We start from the raw sequence: 16,259 nt of genomic DNA on the forward strand, positions 1-16,259 counted from the left end.
TTATTCAAGCGCCATTAACAACCTGTATTCATCTAGGGCATATTGGTCTGTCATGCCGCTGATGTAGTCTTGCAACAAACGGCATCTATGGTAAAACTCAGGATATTGCTTGGCTTGCGTGGCGCGTTTGTAGGTCGCCAGGTGTTTGCCTGGAAGTTTATGGAATAGCCGAGTTTCAATGAGTGCAGTCTTGGGGAGGCCTTGCACCAGTTTGCTAAACTCATCTTCGCTCAATGCCAGCAGGGAGCGATAGTTATCCAGTAAACCTGTGATGATCCTGTATCCCTGCAGTTCAAGCTTTTCGACTTCTCGGTGACAAAATACTTGCTTAATGGCGACTTGCTTGAGGGTTTCTGTAATAGCGTGTTGATAACCGCCGTCTTCAAGCAGCGACTCGTTCAAGCTGCCATGGTACACGGCGTCAATATTGTCGATAAAGCGTTTGGCGGCATGATTGACCAAGGGATGGATCAGTTTAACCCTGAGAAAGGTAAAAAATTGGCTCTGCTGGTTGATTGCAAGATGTTGCGCGCTGTTGTCTGCGGCTTCAATCGCCTTACTCATAAAATCATTATAAGCGAGGGCGTATTCTTTACCGGCTATTTGTCGTAGGTACTCTTCCTGCAGACTCTGTTTTAGGGTATCTAACTCTATAATGCCTTTTTCTACCGCATCTTCAATGTCGGCCAGGCAATATGAAATATCATCGGCGGCCTCCATGATGTAACTCACCGGGTGGCGGCAACCGGGCATTATCTGCAGCGCATCCGTAAGCTCGGCAATCAACCTGGATTCACTGGCGTAATAACCCACTTTTTTCATCAGATAGCTTTGATGTGGTGGAATGCCATCTTTGAGCAATGTGCCTGGACGGGTGTACTTCATTATACCGGCAAGCTGGCTGTAGGTTAGGTTCAGTCCAAGCAAGGCGTGGATCAAGCGAATGCCTTGAGCGTTTCCTTCAAAATGGGACAGATCCTGCATTAATTCCGGATGCGCTTGGGCGAAACCTTGAGGGGCAAGCTTGGGAAGATGGCGCCCGAACCAATCGCTGATAGCCGCTTCACCGAAGTGGCCAAAGGGGGGATTGCCCACATCGTGCATCAAACAGCTCATTTCCACCAGAGTTTCCAGTTGTCGTTCCAGATATTGCAGGCCCCAGCGTTCTGTATTCTGACCCAGTTGCTTATATATCTTCTGAGCGATAAAGCGGCCCACTTGCTGAACTTCCATCGAGTGTGTCAAGCGACTGCGTACCGCGGCATTGCGCTCCAGCGGAAACACCTGGGTCTTTTGCTGAAGGCGGCGGATCGCCGCCGAGTTAATGATGCGCCCACGATCGCTTTCCAGCGCCAGTTGCAGTTTTTCCGGATTATCTACCCGGGTGTCTTCAGGCTTACCAAAGGGGCGCTGCGCCGTAATTTTACGGCGAAAATCTATCTCTGAATGCTTGTCCGACACTGAAAAACCTCCAATAAGTGTTTGCTTAAGCAAGAAAATGACGTGGTCTTGTATGTTACTCCAATGTGCCACAGTTTACCCTTAGGAACCAATTTGTCGCACTCAATGTAAATTTGCGATGAGTTCGATAGCGAAGTGGGTCATCGCGGAGTAATATCCTGATAAATTCTTTGTCAGAGATGTGTTAATGATCAAATCGTTAAGTGTGATGTTGCTGCTTATTCTGGCTGCAACGCTCGGTTTCCTGATGTTCCATGGCGATGATGCCATGCCGGATGCGCTCAAAGGGGAATGGACTACAGGTTGCCTCAGTGACGGTAAACTGGGAAAAGAGTTTGTCATGCGCTTTGATGAAAACCGCTACCACAGTATTGCCAATCTTTATGACAACAGCCAATGTACGGGAGCGCCCCTGAGCCAAATCAAGGGTAGCGCCTATATCGAGTCCGTAGGTGGAAAAATCACAACGTGTGAAGGTTTGGAAGCTGATAAGGCTATGCTCTACTGGGATGAACTGGGTGATGCCAAGGCGTTTGTCTATTTCATCAATGAACATGGTGAACTTCTTACCGGCCGACCCAATGAGGATAAGAGCGCAACGGCGCAGTGGTGTCTCGATCAAGACGCGAAGTTCCATCGTCGTTGATATCTGAACTCGTTGAAAGGGATGAGTGTTCCGGCGCATCTCAATGATTTTATCTTCTGGAAGCTTATTCTTTGGTCTTTAAGCCGAGCCTTTTTGAGTTTCGCTGATCAAGCCTATGCTGGTGGCCGAGGCATATCTGTTTTCTCAATTGCTAATCTGCACAGGATGAGCCTTGGGGTTCGCGCGTGGGTGAATATTTAAACAAGTTGTTTGTTGACGCCGATTCGCATCAGGGCAAATCATTCCTTGGTTTCTTTTGAAGGAGGTACTTCTCATGACAGCGCTTTATAAGGGGCGTCTTATTGATCATATTCAATTGGTTGTAAGTAACCTTGAGGCCAGTTATGACTTTTATAACGCCGTGTTGGCCACTCTTGATATTCCCATTGGTGGCTCGGGAGAGGGGTACTTCTGGGCTGATGAATTGCTGGTTACAGCAGTAGATGGCGCTGCCGCCTTGGGCGAGCTTACCGGGCGCCATCATATCGCCTTCCAGGCAAAAGACCCGGGTATGGTGGATAAGTTTTATCTTGCTGCCTTGGCTCATGGCGGTAAGGATAACGGTGCCCCTGGGATGCGTCACTATCATCCCGGTTATTATGCAGCCTTTGTACTTGATCCGGATGGTAATAATATCGAAGCCGTTTACCATGGTGAGGCAATCCGTAGTGCCGATGCGGTAACAGTTACTTTTTAGCGGCGTCCCCCGAAGCAGATAGATGATAGGGTTAATGTTAATGACGCCGATTTTTTGCGTTACTGTTTCGAGGATGCTTTATTCACCCTTCGCAGAAAGGAAGTTGCGCCAACTCAGCGATTAACCAAGGGGTTAAGCGAGGCCGCATTCTGTAACAAAGAATGTCTTTTTAACAACAATTGCTGAAAAGTCGTCGCGTCCATGATTTACTTGCCTACTATGCACCCAAAAACCGATAACAATTCAATTTTTAACACGCGGGTGCCGGGAAGGAAATCATATGAAAAAACTCACCCTGTGCCTGGCGGTGTCACTGGCGCTGACAGGTCTGTCTGCATGTCAAACCCAAGGCTCGCCCGAGGCGATGGCATCTAACCTCTCTGCTGTTGTTAAACAAGATCAGAACCAAGCGTTTAGTGCATTCAGTCAAAGCTTTATCGATTCGCTATGGCAAGTTGCACCGACTTGGGCGCTCTATAACGGTTTTCATCAGTATGATGCCAAACTCCTGGTACCGGATGCGACCAGCCGCACTGCGACGCTGAACTTTATTCAGCAGCAGCGAGCCAAGATGGCGAGCTTTGATTTTGCGGCGCTGACAGCGGCCAACCTGATTGACTATCGCTTGATTGAAAATGTTCTCGGCAGCATGGAGTGGGAGATCAAGCGCTTTAAGTCCTGGCAGTGGGATCCTTCCAGTTACAACGTGGCTGGAGGCTTTGCGCAAATCATCAATGAGGACTTTGCACCTCTGGATCAAAGGTTGCGCTCTGTATTGGGACGATTGGAAAATGTGCCGGCTTATTACCGGGCGGCGCAGCAAAACATAAATAATCCCACTCTGGAGCACACAGAGTTGGCCATCATGCAAAATCAGGGTGCCTTTACGGTATTGTCCGATGAACTGCTCGCCAAGGTGGACGCTTCCGGCTTGAACGCTGATGAAAAGGCGTTGTTCAAGCAAAGACTGGCTAATGCCGTGGCAGCCATCGAAGGGCATATCCAGTTTCTAAAACAGCTTGAGCAGCAACTTAAGCGCGAAGGCAGCCGTAGTTTTCGGATAGGAGAAGCACTTTATGAGGAGAAGTTTGCCTTCGATATTCAGGCTGGTATGAGCGCCAAGGCCCTCTATGAAAAAGCGCTGGCCGATAAGGCCAGGGTTCAGGGCGAAATGGCGAAAATTACCGATAAGCTCTGGAGCAAGTATTTCCAAGAGCCTAAGCCGCAAGACGAGAAGAAGGCTATCAGGCAGTTGATCGATAAGCTTTCGGCCCGGCATGTTAAGCGGGAAGATTTTGTGGCCGAGGTGAGAGCGCAGATCCCCGAGTTGGTGAAGTTTGTCAATCAACATGACTTGGTGACTCTGGATCCGAAAAAGCCTTTGGTGGTCAGGGAAACACCAGAATATATGCGAGGTTTTGCCGGAGCCTCCATCAGTGCTCCCGGACCTTATGAGAAGGGGGGCAACACCTATTACAACGTGACTCCCCTCGATGGCATGACTGACGAGCAGGCCGAAAGTTACTTGCGCGAGTATAACCACTGGATATTGCAGGTACTGAACATACATGAGGCGATCCCCGGCCATTACACTCAGCTGGTGTACTCCAATGAGTCACCGAGCCTGGTCAAGAGCCTGTTTGGCAATGGCGCCATGGTCGAAGGTTGGGCCGTTTATGCCGAGCGTATGATGCTGGAACAGGGCTATGGCAACTTTGAGCCGGAAATGTGGCTGATGTACTACAAATGGAACCTCAGGGTGATTTGCAACACCATTCTGGACTACAGCATTCAGGTCAAGGGGATGACTGAAGAGCAGGCCATCAAGCTGATGACCGAAGAAGCCTTCCAACAGCAAGCCGAGGCGGAAGGTAAGTGGCGCCGGGCAACGCTGAGCCAGGTACAGTTGACCAGCTATTACGCCGGATATCGTGAAATTTACGATCTCAGGGAGGAGCTCAAACAGCAGCAAGGCAAGGCATTTGATCTCAAGGCGTTCCACGAAAGCTTTCTCAGCTATGGCAGTGCCCCGGTCAAGTACATCAGTCAATTGATACAAGATAATTAGAGCGTTATCCAACAATAAACTGAGTTCACCCTGTGGTATGGCTCTCGGGGTTGGAGTCATTAAACAAGTCGTTCTTACCCTTAGGGACAGTTTGACCCACTGTCCCATTTTCGTTGTTCCTTGGGCGTGATCCTGCGCACCTCAATCATGACTGGCGGTGGATTTTACTGGCTCATCAGGGGCAATCATGTTAACGTAAATGGTAATGGTTCTTATTCGAGAATTATTTAACGGAAATGACGAAAATATTATTAGTGGATGATGACCTGGAGTTCAGGGACTTACTTAAAGAAACTCTGGAGAGCGAGGGACATTATGTAGTAGCCGCTACTGATGGTTTGGATGCGTTGATGAGACTGGACACCTTTACTCCGGATGTTATTTTGCTCGACTTAATGATGCCCAAACTCAATGGTTTTGAGATGTTGCTTGCCCGTAAGGACAAAACGCCTGTCATAGTAATTTCAGCCATAGACAACGAAGAGGAAAGGATTAAAGGCTATGAACTGGGGGCAGACGATTTCCTGAGTAAACCATTCAGTGTTAAAGAGCTCTTGGTCCGTATTCAAGCACTCATACGACGGATTAATATCTGCAAGGAACAGGAAACTGCCGAACTGACGTTTAACAAGCATATCCAGTTTGACGAGACTGATAACACAGTGGCCATCGCCGATCAGCAGCTGTGCTTGACTCAAACAGAATTTCGCTTGTTCAAATATCTGTTTGATCGTAAGGGACAAGTGGTTACCAAACAGGAGTTACAGCGGCGGGTATTGAAAAAAGAACTGGGTCAGTTTGATCGTAACCTCGATATGCACATCTCCAACACCCGGCGCAAACTGGAGCAGACTCAATTACCTCGAAGCCTTATCAATACTGTGCGCGGCCAAGGATACAGCTTTAACCTCTGGTGAGATTCAACATCTCACCACTCTTTTATTCCAGCATGCAATATCGCTTTGGGTCGCGTTTTCAAGCGCGGCCAATTTGGTTTATCCTATAGCCCACTTGCGCGAGCCTTCCGGCTCCACACCCTATAAAAGCAATGAAGGAAAACATCATGCGGATCAGCGCGAATTTTGATGGTGGTAATATTCAAGTCATCAGTTTGGATGACAAGGACGACATCAGACTGGCGATCCGCCCGGATCAGGGCGGAGAGTTCTACCAGTGGTTCAATTTCCGTTTTGAAGGCCAGGTAGGAAACGGTTACACCCTCAATATCATCAACGCCGGCAGCGCCTCTTATCCCAAAGGCTGGGAAAACTACCAAGCAGTTGCCAGCTATGATCGCCAGCACTGGTTCCGTCTGCCCACCAAATATGAAGACGGCAAACTGAGTATCAATGTTGAATTGGACGCCGACGCGATTCAGATAGCCTATTTTGCTCCTTATAGTTATGAGCGCCACTTGGATCTGCTCAGCGCAGTGCAGGTGCATCCTGAAGTGAGTCTGGAACACCTGGGGCTGACCCTGGATGGTCGCGATCTGACCCTGGTCAAGGTCGGTGACGGTGATAGCAGCAAGCGCAACATCTGGATCACTGCCCGTCAGCACCCGGGGGAAACCATGGCCGAATGGCTGGTGGAAGGTTTGTTGTATCGTTTGTTGGACTCGGACGATCCTGTCTCCAAACAGTTGCTGGATAAGGCCAACTTCTATGTTGTACCCAACATGAACCCAGATGGCAGCGCCCGCGGCCATTTGCGCACCAATGCTGTCGGCGTTAACCTAAACCGGGAGTGGCAAACGCCAAGCTTGGAGAAGAGTCCAGAGGTGTACCATGTGGTACAGAAGATGAAAGAAACCGGTGTCGATCTCTTCTATGATGTTCATGGTGATGAAGGTCTGCCTTATGTGTTCTTGGCCGGTTGTGAAGGCATTCCTTGTTGGGATGAGCGTTTGACTCAGTTGCAACAGGAATTTGCCTCGGCACTACTGCTGGTTAGCCCGGATTTCCAAACCGAACATGGCTATGAAAAGGACGAGCCCGGCAAGGCCAACCTGACCATAGGTTCCAACTGGGTCGGTGAAACCTTCAACTGCCTGTCAAACACCTTGGAAATGCCATTTAAAGATAATGATAATCTGGCCGATCCGCTGGTGGGCTGGTCCCCGGAGCGCTGCTTGTACCTGGGTGAAGCTTCTTTGACCGCCATGCTGGCCGTAGTGGATAAACTCAGGTAAGGAGCAGCTATGGCACTGGTTGAATGCCCTTTATGCCGCAAGCGGATCTCCAGTAAGGCACCCAGTTGCCCACACTGCAGTTCCAAGCTGGGCCCCAACACCGAGTCGCTGTCGAGGATCAGCCATATTCAGCAGTCGACCAAACTGATGAATCAGAGCTTTCTGGCTTTGACCCTGTTTATCGCCGGGGTGGTTATCTGGTTCTGGGGTGGGGAAGTCGCCGAAGGTTATCGCGCCATTGCCGGTGCCGTCTGCTTTACGCTCGGTTTCGTGGGCTATCTGATAACCCGGGTACGTATTATTTTGCACAAGCGGAAAAGTGTATGACAGATATCAATAAAGTGATTGAAGAGATGCCGGTTGAGGTCTATGAAAGACTGCGCAGCGCCGCCGAGATAGGTAAGTGGGAAGATGGCACTGTGCTGACCGAGGAGCAGCGGGAAAACACCCTGCAACTGGTGATGCTGTATCAAGCCAGGCGTATGGAACAAACCGAGCACTTCACTATAGGCGCCGGTGGGCAGATCAACGAGCTGTCCAAGGCGCAGCTGAAAAAACAGTTTCGCGGTGAGAGCATTGCTGAATTCAAAGAATCTGATCTTTAATTAATTCTCTGGATTCTAAACATAAAAAGCCCTGTATAAACAGGGCTTTTTGCTATCAATTAAATTCAATCTGCAGTGAGTTCACCACAGAGGTTTTGTTGCATCTGCCGTCTTATCTCTTCGACATCTAACCCTTGAGACAAGAGGTAATGTAACTTGGTCAAGGCGGCTTCGGTGGTCATATCGGCGCCACTGATGACGCCGGCCTTCGCCAAGGCGTTGCCGGTGGCATAACCGCCCATATTGACCTTTCCCTGTAAACACTGGGTCAAATTGATAAGTACAGTGCCCTTGTCGTTGGCTCGCTTGAGAGTTTCCAACAAGGCCGGATCCTGCGGTGCATTACCGACACCATAGGTCAGTAATATCAATGCTTTTACCGGTTGCTGCAATATGTTGTTGAACACCTCGGTGGAGATCCCTGGATACAGGGTGACCACACCTATGGGATGGGGGGTGATGGATGCAACCTTTAATGGTTTATCGCAAGCCGGGGCAATTTTACCGGCGCGCAGACGAATTTTGATCCCGGCTTCCAGCAATAGGGGGAAATTCGGCGAAGCAAAGGCATCGAAGCCATCGGCATGAGCCTTGGTGGTACGGTTACCCCGGAACAACTTATTGTTGAAAAATAGGCAAACCTCGGCAACCGGATAGTTGGCGGCGATATACAAGGCATTGAGTAGATTGGTCTGGCCATCTGAGCGCAACTGCGCCAGTGGTATTTGCGAGCCAGTGACGATAACCGGCTTACCGAGATCTTGCAGCATAAAAGACAGTGCCGAGGCGGTAAATGCCATGGTGTCCGTGCCGTGAAGAATGACAAAGCCATCATATTTGTCGTAGTTGGCTTGAATGTCGTCGGCTATCATCTGCCAGTGGCTGGGAGCCATGTTGGAAGAGTCTATCAGCGGACTGTATTCCTGGATAACGAATGTCGGCATCTCTTCATGGAAAAATTCCGGCATGGAGTTGACGCATTCGGTCAGGAAACCGGCAACAGGGGCAAAGCCGTTGCTGGTTTTTTGCATCCCTATGGTGCCGCCCGTGTATGCGACATAGATGGACTTTCTTTTGCTCATAATCTGGCTTTATTTATCTCTGGGGCAAAACAGAGGCGGGAGTATAGCAAATCAAGCTCCTCAGCATAAGGCGTAAAAAAGCCCGGCTCGCCGGGCTTACAGAGATAGGCTATCAATAACTGCAGTTATCACAGTAGAGATAGACACCGTTAGGGTCATCAAAGGCGGCAAATTCTTCCAGCACTTTGCTCCACTGAGTCAGCAATTTTTCCAGTACGCTGGACTGCTTGACACTTTGAGGCAGATAAGCGGAAACACTAGCAAACATCTCCTGAATGAAGAGTTGCTCAGGTGTCAGCTCTTGCTCTATCACTCGGCTGTCGAACTTATCCAGCCCTGCCAGTTCGGCGGCCTTGGCAATGGCGTTATCAAGATCGCCTAGTTCATCCACCAAGCCTAGCTCCAGAGCTTTCTTGCCGGACCAGACGCGGCCTTGGGCAATCTTATCCACCTGCTCGAGTGTCATATTGCGCTCGTTGGCGACCAGTGAGATAAAGTCTTTGTAGCCGCGTTCAATATGGCGCTGGATCACCGCCTTGACACCATCGGAAAGTGGCCGGGTAACCGAGAGACCGGCCCAGTCGGAGGTGGCCACTCCATCGGTATTGACACCGATTGAAGACAGGGAATCCTCGAAGGTGGTTATCATGCCGAAGATACCGATGGAGCCGGTCAGGGTAGTGGGAGTGGCATAGATATAGTCAGCGCTGGCCGAAATCCAGTAACCACCGGAGGCTGCCATGCTGCTCATGCTGACCACCACAGGCTTACCGGCTTTCTTCAATGCCAGCACTTCCTGACGAATTTGCTCGGAAGCAAAGGCGCTGCCGCCGGGGCTATCGACCCTCAGCACTACGGCCTTGATCGTGTCATCGAAGCGCGCCTTACGCAGCAGGGCGGAGGTACTTTCGCCGCCAATGTCGCCGGCCGGCTGGCTGCCGTTGAGAATATTGCCCTTGGCCACTATTACGCCAATCTCTTCTGAGGGGACCAGCTCGGGCAGCGGTGCCATCAACGTGGCGTAATCATAGTAGCTGATTTGCTTGAAGCTATCGCCTTCACTGCTTTTGCCTACCAGTTCCAACATCGCCAAGCGGAAGTCTTCGGCGCTGGCCAGTTTATCGACCCACTTAAGGTTAACCGCCATGGTGCCTGAATCGCCGTCGGCTTGTTCCAGCTCTGCCAAATAAGCCGTGGCATTAAGGCCCAGGCTGGATTTGTCTATGCCGCGATTGGCGGCGACAGTCTCTGTGTAACTGCCCCAGATGTCGTTGAGCAGGGCAGAGTTGGCCTCCTTGGCGGCTTCTGACATATCGTCACGGATAAAAGGCTCGACCGCTGACTTGAAAGTGCCGACACGGAAAATGTGCGCCTTGATTTTTAACTTATCCAGCGCCGACTTATAGTATTGACGATAACGACTCAGGCCATCTACCGCCACCATGCCCTCAGGGTTGAGGTAGACAGTATTGGCAAAACTCGCCAGGAAATACTGGTTCTGATCATAGTAGTTACCTATGGCGACCACAGGCTTACCACTGTCTTTGAATTCGTTGAGCGCCTGGCCTATGGCGCTCAGCTTACTCAGGCCGCCATATTGCAGTTCGGATAGATCCAACACCAGGGCCTTGATCCGCTTGTCATTGGTAGCGCTGTTAATGGTATAAAGCACTTCGCTCAATAAGATTTCACCGTTTGCATCAGGCCCTTTGCCTTGGCTTAACATCGCCTCGAACGGGTCAATCTGGCGCTTTTGATCCACTATGCCGCCGGCCAGGTTCAATACCAGCGCCGAGCCATCTTCAACTTGGATTTCATCACTGCTGACCATGGCGATGACCACGGCTATCAAAGCGATAAAGAACAGCGGGAAGAACACTAGGTTCAACACCAGCTTGCGAATGAAGTTGATCACATTCCAGATCAACATCAGGGTATTCTTGGTTGTCAGGGGTTTTGCGGACATAGCCACTCCATTTTTCCATGCATTCTGCTAATGCTAACTGAAAATAGCAGTGACGGGAAAATACAATTGTAAGTGATTTTATTCCCAAGCTTTCACTGTCTTAGCTAATGAGAGATTGGCAACGCATCCTTTATGTTGAGCTTGATGGCGGCTCAGGTTATGCTGATTTAAATCACTTGTTTAAAAAGGATGTTTTAATGTCGGGCTTTCCTCATTTATTAGAACCCTTGGATCTGGGGTTTACCCAGCTGAGAAACCGGGTACTCATGGGTTCCATGCATACCGGGTTGGAAGAAGAAAAGGGCGGTTTTGAGAAACTGGCACACTTCTACAAGGAGCGGGCGCTGGGTGGTGTGGGTTTGATTGTCACCGGCGGCATAGCGCCCAACTTTCGCGGCCGTTTGGCACCCAATGCCTGTCAGTTGAGCTTTCCCTGGCAAGTGGGCAAACACCAAATCGTTACCCGAGCTGTACATGAGGGCGGCGCCAAGATCTGTATGCAGATCCTTCATGCCGGCCGTTATGGCTATCATCCTTTTTCACTAGCACCGAGCAAGGTCAAGTCACCCATTACCCCATTTACGCCGAGCGCCATGTCTTTGCGGCAAATCCGCGGCACCATAAAGGACTATGCCACCTCTGCCGAATTGGCCAAACGGGCCGGTTATGATGGCGTGGAAGTGATGGGCTCTGAGGGCTATCTCATCAATCAGTTCATCTGTGAGCGGGTCAATCAGCGCAGCGATGAGTACGGCGGCAGTTTTGCCAACCGTATTCGCTTGCCACTGGAAATTGTTCGCGCCATCCGCGCCAAGGTTGGGCCCGAGTTCATCATTATCTTTCGTCTGTCTATGTTGGATCTGGTCGACAAGGGCTCAAGCCTTGAGGAGGTCATTGAGCTCGGCAAAGCGCTGGAACAAGCCGGTGTCACTATCATCAATACCGGCATAGGTTGGCATGAGGCTAGGATCCCGACCATAGCTACCAGCGTACCCAGAGGCGCCTTTGCATGGGTCACTGAACGTTTGAAAAAAGAACTCAGTGTTCCTTTGGTGGCCACCAACAGGATCAATACGCCTGAGATAGCCGAGCAGATCCTCGCCTCGGGGCAGGCGGATATGGTGTCTATGGCCAGGCCCTTCCTGGCCGATCCTGAGTTTGTCAACAAAGCTGCGGCCAATCAAAGCGAAGCCATCAATACCTGCATCGGCTGTAATCAGGCTTGTCTCGATCATACCTTCTCGCTCAAGCGTGCTACTTGCCTGGTTAATCCAAGAGCCTGCTATGAGACAGAGATTAATTTCCCCAAGACTGAGTCCCCCAAACGCCTGGCTGTGATGGGCGCGGGCCCGGCGGGGATGGCATTTGCCGTCTACGCCGCTGAGCGGGGGCACAAGGTGACCTTGTTTGAAGCCCGAGATGAAGTCGGTGGCCAGTTTAACCTGGCGCGCAAGATTCCAGGTAAAGAGGAATTCAACGAAACCATACGTTATTTTAAGAATCGCCTCGCACATTTTAAGGTGGATTTGCGTTTGAATACGCCGCTCAACGCCTCGGTGCTCAGGGATGAACCTTTTGATGAGTTGGTGGTTGCCAGTGGTGTCGTGCCAAGAGAGCTGAACTTGCCCGGGTTTGATTCTCCCAAGGTGGTCAGCTATCAACAGGTGCTGCGGGGCGAGGTGGAAGTCGGCCAGCGAGTGGCACTTATCGGCGCCGGCGGCATAGGTTTTGACTTGGCGCATTTCCTCGGCGAGCAGGAGTCCTGCACGCTGGAGCCGGAGCGCTGGTATCGTCAGTGGGGCATAGACACAAGTTACGCCGAGCGCGGCGGACTGGCCAAACAAGCCCAGGCGCATGCCCCGGCCAGAGAGCTGTATTTGTTGCAACGCAAGAAGAGCAAGCTGGGTAAAGGCTTAGGTAAGACCACGGGCTGGATCCATCGCATGGTGCTTAAGCAGCACAAGGTGACAGAGCTCAGTGGGGTCAGCTATGAGCGCTTTGATGACCAGGGATTGCACATACTGATTGATGACAAGCCGCAGCTGCTGTCTGTGGATACTGTGGTGATCTGCGCAGGTCAGGAATCCAACCGTGTGCTGTTGCCGGAACTGGAAGAGTGCGGCTTGCCAATGCACCTCATTGGCGGCGTGGATGTCGCTGCCGAGTTGGATGCCAAACGCGCCATTCGTCAGGGTGCCGAATTGGCGATGCGGATCTAGTCTTTATCCGGGTTTAAGGAAGGTGCGAATAAGTCCTCTTGGCCTTCTCTTTTGTAGAGACTGGCTTGCACGTTCAAGGCATCAGACTGAAGGCATGCCGAGGCCTGTCAAAGTCGGATTACTTAGCTTAACTCCCCGCCACGGCGGGGATTTTTTTGCTTTACTTATAACCTTATTGTCGAAAAGCGGACATACAAGGGCATCGGGTTGGGGAGATAGCAATGATGAAAACTACCATGGCGAGTTGCTGCGCGCTGGCGTTGTTGACCGGCTTGAGTTTAGTGGCAACGGCTGCTGGTTCAGATAATCCGGTATCCGTTGAAACGCCTGCTTATGATAAGGCGCTGGCCCATGCACTCGGTGCCGATAAATATGGTATGAAACCTTATGTGATGGCGTTTTTAAAGGCGGGTCCCAATCGAAGTGGCAGCAAAGAACAGCGCGCCGAGCTTCAAAGAGCGCACATGAGCCATATTCAGCGTTTGGCGCATGAGGGCAAACTCGTGTTAGCCGGGCCCTTTATCGATGGCGGCGAGTGGCGGGGGATTTATATCTTTGATGTCGCCAGTCTGGCTGAGGCTGAAGCCTTGACGGCCTGCGATCCTGCGGTTCAGGCCGGTAGCCTTATTATGGAACTTAAAGCTTGGTACGGCAGTGCAGCTTTGCTGGAGGTCAACCGTATTCACGCCCGGATAGCCGAGTCACAGCCTTAAGTGTCAAGCTTTCAACACTAAATGAGCGTTTCAAAGCCGCTTGAGGATATCTTTCGGTACTGAGCTCAACCCGGGCGGCGGTAAAAAACCACCCAAGCCGCGGTCGATACGCAGATGCTGCAGATCCAGCGCCCGGGTCAGGGGCACGAAGAGGGCGCCGGGATGAAGGATATATTCGCTCACCAGGTTGAAGCCGCCGCCACAGATAACCCTTTGATACTGCCAGCCAATATCTGAGGCCGGGTACAGTTGCAGCCGGGTTAATCCAGGTTTGTGCTCTTTGTTGTTGCAGTTGTTGAAGTCGCTCAGAGCACGCTTATCAAGGGGGTTGCTATTAAAGCCTGCATCGGCGCTTGGGCGCGGCGGCGCAATAATATCTATCGCTTCTCCCGCCTTTGTGGCGTGTTCAAGCAGTAAAGCCTGCTCGGCAAGGCTTCCCGAGTGGATCACCAGAGTCTGTTTAGGCTTTTCAAGACCCTTTGGGGTTGCATCTTGGGACTTGTCTTCGCCGAGTAACGGCAGCCAGAAGCGTTGGCCCGTTTGATTGGAGAGCGCCAGCTCTTGCTCCGGGGTCGGCCATTCACAAAACCAGATTTGCTGAAAACGGGGAATATGGGCAATACGCTGGCGATAGACATTCCAGTTGAGCAATCTGGCGATATAGACAAGTTTGCCAGGCAAGGGGATATCACCAAGCTCGCCCCAAATGCCCCCGGGAAAGGCATCTATCAGCATGAGCCGACACGCTTGTTGCTTGTTGAGCGATGCCAGTAACTGCTTGAGCCAAGCGCTGAGTTCGGCTCGGCTTTGAAGCCTGGTAGGCAGACTTATGTGTTGAATGCCCTTTGGTAGCAGCGCATCGACCGCTAACGGCAGTGGACTTGTGATCACCAACGCTTGCTGCGCCTTGATAAAGCCGAGCACTTTAAGTGCCCGGCTCAAGTGCCCGAGTCCGCCGCCGGGGGCGTAATAGATAAGCATCAGTGACTCGCCGTTTGAGCGACCAGAGACTTGATGACAGAAAAATAGCGCTCGGCTTCAGCCTCGGCGCTGCACTGACTCAGTACCGTTTGGTACAAGGCCTGGCTCTTGGCGGCGCGAATCGAAGCCGTATCGGTTTGCCAACGCACCAACGCATCCAAAAGCGATTCCGCCGAAGTTGGATGAAACAGATAACCTGAGTCCGTTTGGCCGCGGAGATTATTTGCTGCATTACTGTCAGTCAAACGGCCATCAAAGACATGCTTTTCGCGCTCATGCAGGCTGTCGAAGATAAGATCGGCCATACCGCCACAGCAGGCGCCGAGCACAGGGATGTTAAGCGCCGCCGCCTCCAGCAGCACATTGGGGGTTCCCTCATAGAAAGAGGGAATGGCGATAAGGTCGCATACCAGATAACGGCTTATCAGTTGATATCTGTCAAGAAACGGCTCCAGGGTGTAACTGCCCTCGGGCAGGGTTTGCAATAGCTCGGCTGCGCTTTCATCCAGCTCGCCAATCAACAACAGATGGCAGCTGTGTACCAAGGGGCTGCGTTTGAAGGTCTCGATAAAAAAGGCCAAACCTTTTTTCTCTTTCAAATGACCGAAAAGGCCAATCACAGGCTGACTGGGATTTTCCAGGTTATTGGAACGCCAGGCTTTGGCTTGCTCTTTATCCAGCGGCAATGGTTGCCAACGTTCGCTATCCAGGCCATTACTCATGTTGTGAACTCTGACTTGCGGCCACAGGGCTTTGACCCGTTTAGCCTTGTCGGCGCTGACGGTCAATACCAGCGCGCTGGCTTGCAGCGTATCCTGCAGCACTTGATAGCGACGATGATCGAGAATACTCAAGTCGAAGTCGTTGCCGCGCAGCAATGTGATGAGCGGTAGCCCAAGCCAGGCGGCAAACACCCGCCCGGCATGCATGGACAAGGGATAGCCATAGGCAACGACAGCATCATATTCACCTTCCAGCTTGTGCCACAGAAGATTGAGCGAGTGCGCCGGGTTTGTACCCATGGGGAAGCTGTGATCACAACCCTGCTCGGCAAAATAGCCGGTCTCCTTTTCCAAGCCGCCGGAGCGCAAATGATAAAGGGTGATATGTACCCCGAGCCGCCGCAAATGGCGCACCAGTCTATCGCAGGACAATGCCATGCCGCCTTTGGCCGGCGGGTAGTGTTGAGTCAGCCACAGTAGCCTGGGGTTAGCTGTCATAGATATCCCGATACTCGTAATCCGGCAACTGCTGATCATCTTCGTCGACAGGGAGCTCAAAAGCGGCAAAGTCTTCGGCATCAAACTCTTTATTGTAACTGCCGTGTTTGGTGTGCAGTTGGTACCAGGCACTACCGAGATACAGTTGCTTGAGGGCGAAACCGGCAAGCGGATCCTCTGGTTTAACGCCTTGTAGGCTCAATTGCTCATACTTGGTGCCTGAGTGTGGATCTTCATAGACTTCCTTGCCGACCTTTAAGGGTTTGGCGGCGCACTGAAAACACAGACAGGTTTTGGGATCCAGATGATGCTCGCAGACACTGGCTTGGCACTCACTGCAACTGCCAACGGCAGGTTGGCCGCAAGGGCTTAGGGTGAAAAAACCGACTTTTAGCTGACACTGACTCATA

Annotated in this window: 15 protein-coding genes; 9 read left to right on the forward strand and 6 right to left on the reverse strand. The window is 51.4% G+C overall.

Annotation, left to right across the window (positions count from 1 at the left end):
* Complete coding sequence (gene dgt, locus CBE72_RS11310; protein ID WP_268239833.1) at positions 1 to 1,461, reverse strand: dGTPase; 1,461 nt, start codon at positions 1,459 to 1,461, stop codon at positions 1 to 3.
* A gap of 187 nt (positions 1,462 to 1,648) precedes the next feature.
* Between dgt and CBE72_RS11315 the strand changes: the two genes are divergently transcribed.
* The 7 genes from CBE72_RS11315 (at position 1,649) to CBE72_RS11345 (ending at position 7,668) form a co-directional block, all read left to right on the forward strand.
* The gene (locus tag CBE72_RS11315; RefSeq protein WP_100143607.1) at positions 1,649 to 2,107 is read left to right on the forward strand and encodes a hypothetical protein; all 459 of its coding nucleotides are present in this window, start codon (positions 1,649 to 1,651) and stop codon (positions 2,105 to 2,107) included.
* A gap of 274 nt (positions 2,108 to 2,381) precedes the next feature.
* The gene (locus CBE72_RS11320) at positions 2,382 to 2,804 is read left to right on the forward strand and encodes a VOC family protein (RefSeq protein WP_100143608.1); all 423 of its coding nucleotides are present in this window, start codon (positions 2,382 to 2,384) and stop codon (positions 2,802 to 2,804) included.
* 280 nt (positions 2,805 to 3,084) lie between these two features.
* Entirely contained in the window at positions 3,085 to 4,872 is a 1,788-nt protein-coding gene (locus tag CBE72_RS11325; RefSeq protein WP_100143609.1) for a DUF885 domain-containing protein, read from the forward strand.
* Between the two features lie 236 nt (positions 4,873 to 5,108).
* Positions 5,109 to 5,789: a response regulator transcription factor gene (locus CBE72_RS11330; RefSeq protein WP_100143610.1), complete on the forward strand. Its 681-nt coding sequence runs from the start codon at positions 5,109 to 5,111 to the stop codon at positions 5,787 to 5,789.
* A gap of 146 nt (positions 5,790 to 5,935) precedes the next feature.
* A complete protein-coding gene (locus CBE72_RS11335; RefSeq protein WP_100143611.1) occupies positions 5,936 to 7,063 on the forward strand; it encodes a M14 family metallopeptidase in 1,128 nt (375 codons plus the stop codon).
* Positions 7,064 to 7,072: 9 nt separating this feature from the next.
* On the forward strand, positions 7,073 to 7,390 hold the full coding sequence (locus CBE72_RS11340) for a zinc ribbon domain-containing protein (protein ID WP_100143612.1): 318 nt from the start codon (positions 7,073 to 7,075) through the stop codon (positions 7,388 to 7,390).
* On the forward strand, positions 7,387 to 7,668 hold the full coding sequence (locus CBE72_RS11345; protein ID WP_100143613.1) for a YeaC family protein: 282 nt from the start codon (positions 7,387 to 7,389) through the stop codon (positions 7,666 to 7,668). The genes CBE72_RS11340 and CBE72_RS11345 overlap by 4 nt, the downstream gene beginning before the upstream one ends.
* A 65-nt stretch (positions 7,669 to 7,733) precedes the next feature.
* Here the strand turns inward: CBE72_RS11345 and ansA are convergent, their stop codons facing one another.
* Together ansA and sppA are read right to left on the reverse strand one after the other, a co-directional pair.
* Complete coding sequence (ansA, locus tag CBE72_RS11350; protein ID WP_100143614.1) at positions 7,734 to 8,750, reverse strand: asparaginase; 1,017 nt, start codon at positions 8,748 to 8,750, stop codon at positions 7,734 to 7,736.
* A 112-nt stretch (positions 8,751 to 8,862) separates the two neighbouring features.
* Positions 8,863 to 10,716, reverse strand: a complete 1,854-nt coding sequence (gene sppA, locus CBE72_RS11355) for a signal peptide peptidase SppA (RefSeq protein WP_100143615.1) — start codon at positions 10,714 to 10,716, stop codon at positions 8,863 to 8,865.
* Between the two features lie 197 nt (positions 10,717 to 10,913).
* On the opposite strand from sppA, the gene CBE72_RS11360 reads away from it, so the two are divergent.
* Together CBE72_RS11360 and CBE72_RS11365 are read left to right on the forward strand one after the other, a co-directional pair.
* On the forward strand, positions 10,914 to 12,935 hold the full coding sequence (locus CBE72_RS11360; protein WP_100143616.1) for an oxidoreductase: 2,022 nt from the start codon (positions 10,914 to 10,916) through the stop codon (positions 12,933 to 12,935).
* 221 nt (positions 12,936 to 13,156) lie between these two features.
* On the forward strand, positions 13,157 to 13,648 hold the full coding sequence (locus CBE72_RS11365; protein WP_229671782.1) for a YciI family protein: 492 nt from the start codon (positions 13,157 to 13,159) through the stop codon (positions 13,646 to 13,648).
* Between the two features lie 30 nt (positions 13,649 to 13,678).
* Here the strand turns inward: CBE72_RS11365 and CBE72_RS11370 are convergent, their stop codons facing one another.
* The 3 genes from CBE72_RS11370 to CBE72_RS11380 are packed head-to-tail and all read right to left on the reverse strand — an operon-like array spanning position 13,679 to position 16,258.
* On the reverse strand, positions 13,679 to 14,629 hold the full coding sequence (locus CBE72_RS11370; RefSeq protein ID WP_100143617.1) for a hypothetical protein: 951 nt from the start codon (positions 14,627 to 14,629) through the stop codon (positions 13,679 to 13,681).
* Positions 14,629 to 15,849, reverse strand: a complete 1,221-nt coding sequence (locus tag CBE72_RS11375) for a glycosyltransferase family 4 protein (RefSeq protein ID WP_167387667.1) — start codon at positions 15,847 to 15,849, stop codon at positions 14,629 to 14,631. The genes CBE72_RS11370 and CBE72_RS11375 overlap by 1 nt, the downstream gene beginning before the upstream one ends.
* Positions 15,839 to 16,258, reverse strand: coding sequence for a hypothetical protein (locus CBE72_RS11380; protein WP_052247922.1), 420 nt, complete (start codon positions 16,256 to 16,258; stop codon positions 15,839 to 15,841). The genes CBE72_RS11375 and CBE72_RS11380 overlap by 11 nt, the downstream gene beginning before the upstream one ends.
* Position 16,259 lies beyond the last annotated feature (1 nt).

Origin of the sequence: Shewanella carassii (assembly GCF_002777975.1) — a bacterium.
Lineage (GTDB): Bacteria > Pseudomonadota > Gammaproteobacteria > Enterobacterales > Shewanellaceae > Shewanella > Shewanella carassii.

Bases quoted from the DNA above. Each gene is read 5' to 3' on its own strand.
- ansA (WP_100143614.1), bottom strand. From the start codon at position 8,750: ATGAGCAAAAGAAAGTCCATCTATGTCGCATACACGGGCGGCACCATA.
- CBE72_RS11370 (WP_100143617.1), bottom strand. From the start codon at position 14,629: ATGCTTATCTATTACGCCCCCGGCGGCGGACTCGGGCACTTGAGCCGG.
- CBE72_RS11345 (WP_100143613.1), top strand. From the start codon at position 7,387: ATGACAGATATCAATAAAGTGATTGAAGAGATGCCGGTTGAGGTCTAT.
- CBE72_RS11375 (WP_167387667.1), bottom strand. From the start codon at position 15,849: ATGACAGCTAACCCCAGGCTACTGTGGCTGACTCAACACTACCCGCCG.
- CBE72_RS11330 (WP_100143610.1), top strand. From the start codon at position 5,109: ATGACGAAAATATTATTAGTGGATGATGACCTGGAGTTCAGGGACTTA.
- sppA (WP_100143615.1), bottom strand. From the start codon at position 10,716: ATGTCCGCAAAACCCCTGACAACCAAGAATACCCTGATGTTGATCTGG.
- CBE72_RS11335 (WP_100143611.1), top strand. From the start codon at position 5,936: ATGCGGATCAGCGCGAATTTTGATGGTGGTAATATTCAAGTCATCAGT.
- CBE72_RS11315 (WP_100143607.1), top strand. From the start codon at position 1,649: ATGATCAAATCGTTAAGTGTGATGTTGCTGCTTATTCTGGCTGCAACG.
- CBE72_RS11365 (WP_229671782.1), top strand. From the start codon at position 13,157: ATGATGAAAACTACCATGGCGAGTTGCTGCGCGCTGGCGTTGTTGACC.
- CBE72_RS11340 (WP_100143612.1), top strand. From the start codon at position 7,073: ATGGCACTGGTTGAATGCCCTTTATGCCGCAAGCGGATCTCCAGTAAG.
- CBE72_RS11320 (WP_100143608.1), top strand. From the start codon at position 2,382: ATGACAGCGCTTTATAAGGGGCGTCTTATTGATCATATTCAATTGGTT.
- CBE72_RS11360 (WP_100143616.1), top strand. From the start codon at position 10,914: ATGTCGGGCTTTCCTCATTTATTAGAACCCTTGGATCTGGGGTTTACC.
- CBE72_RS11380 (WP_052247922.1), bottom strand. From the start codon at position 16,258: ATGAGTCAGTGTCAGCTAAAAGTCGGTTTTTTCACCCTAAGCCCTTGC.
- CBE72_RS11325 (WP_100143609.1), top strand. From the start codon at position 3,085: ATGAAAAAACTCACCCTGTGCCTGGCGGTGTCACTGGCGCTGACAGGT.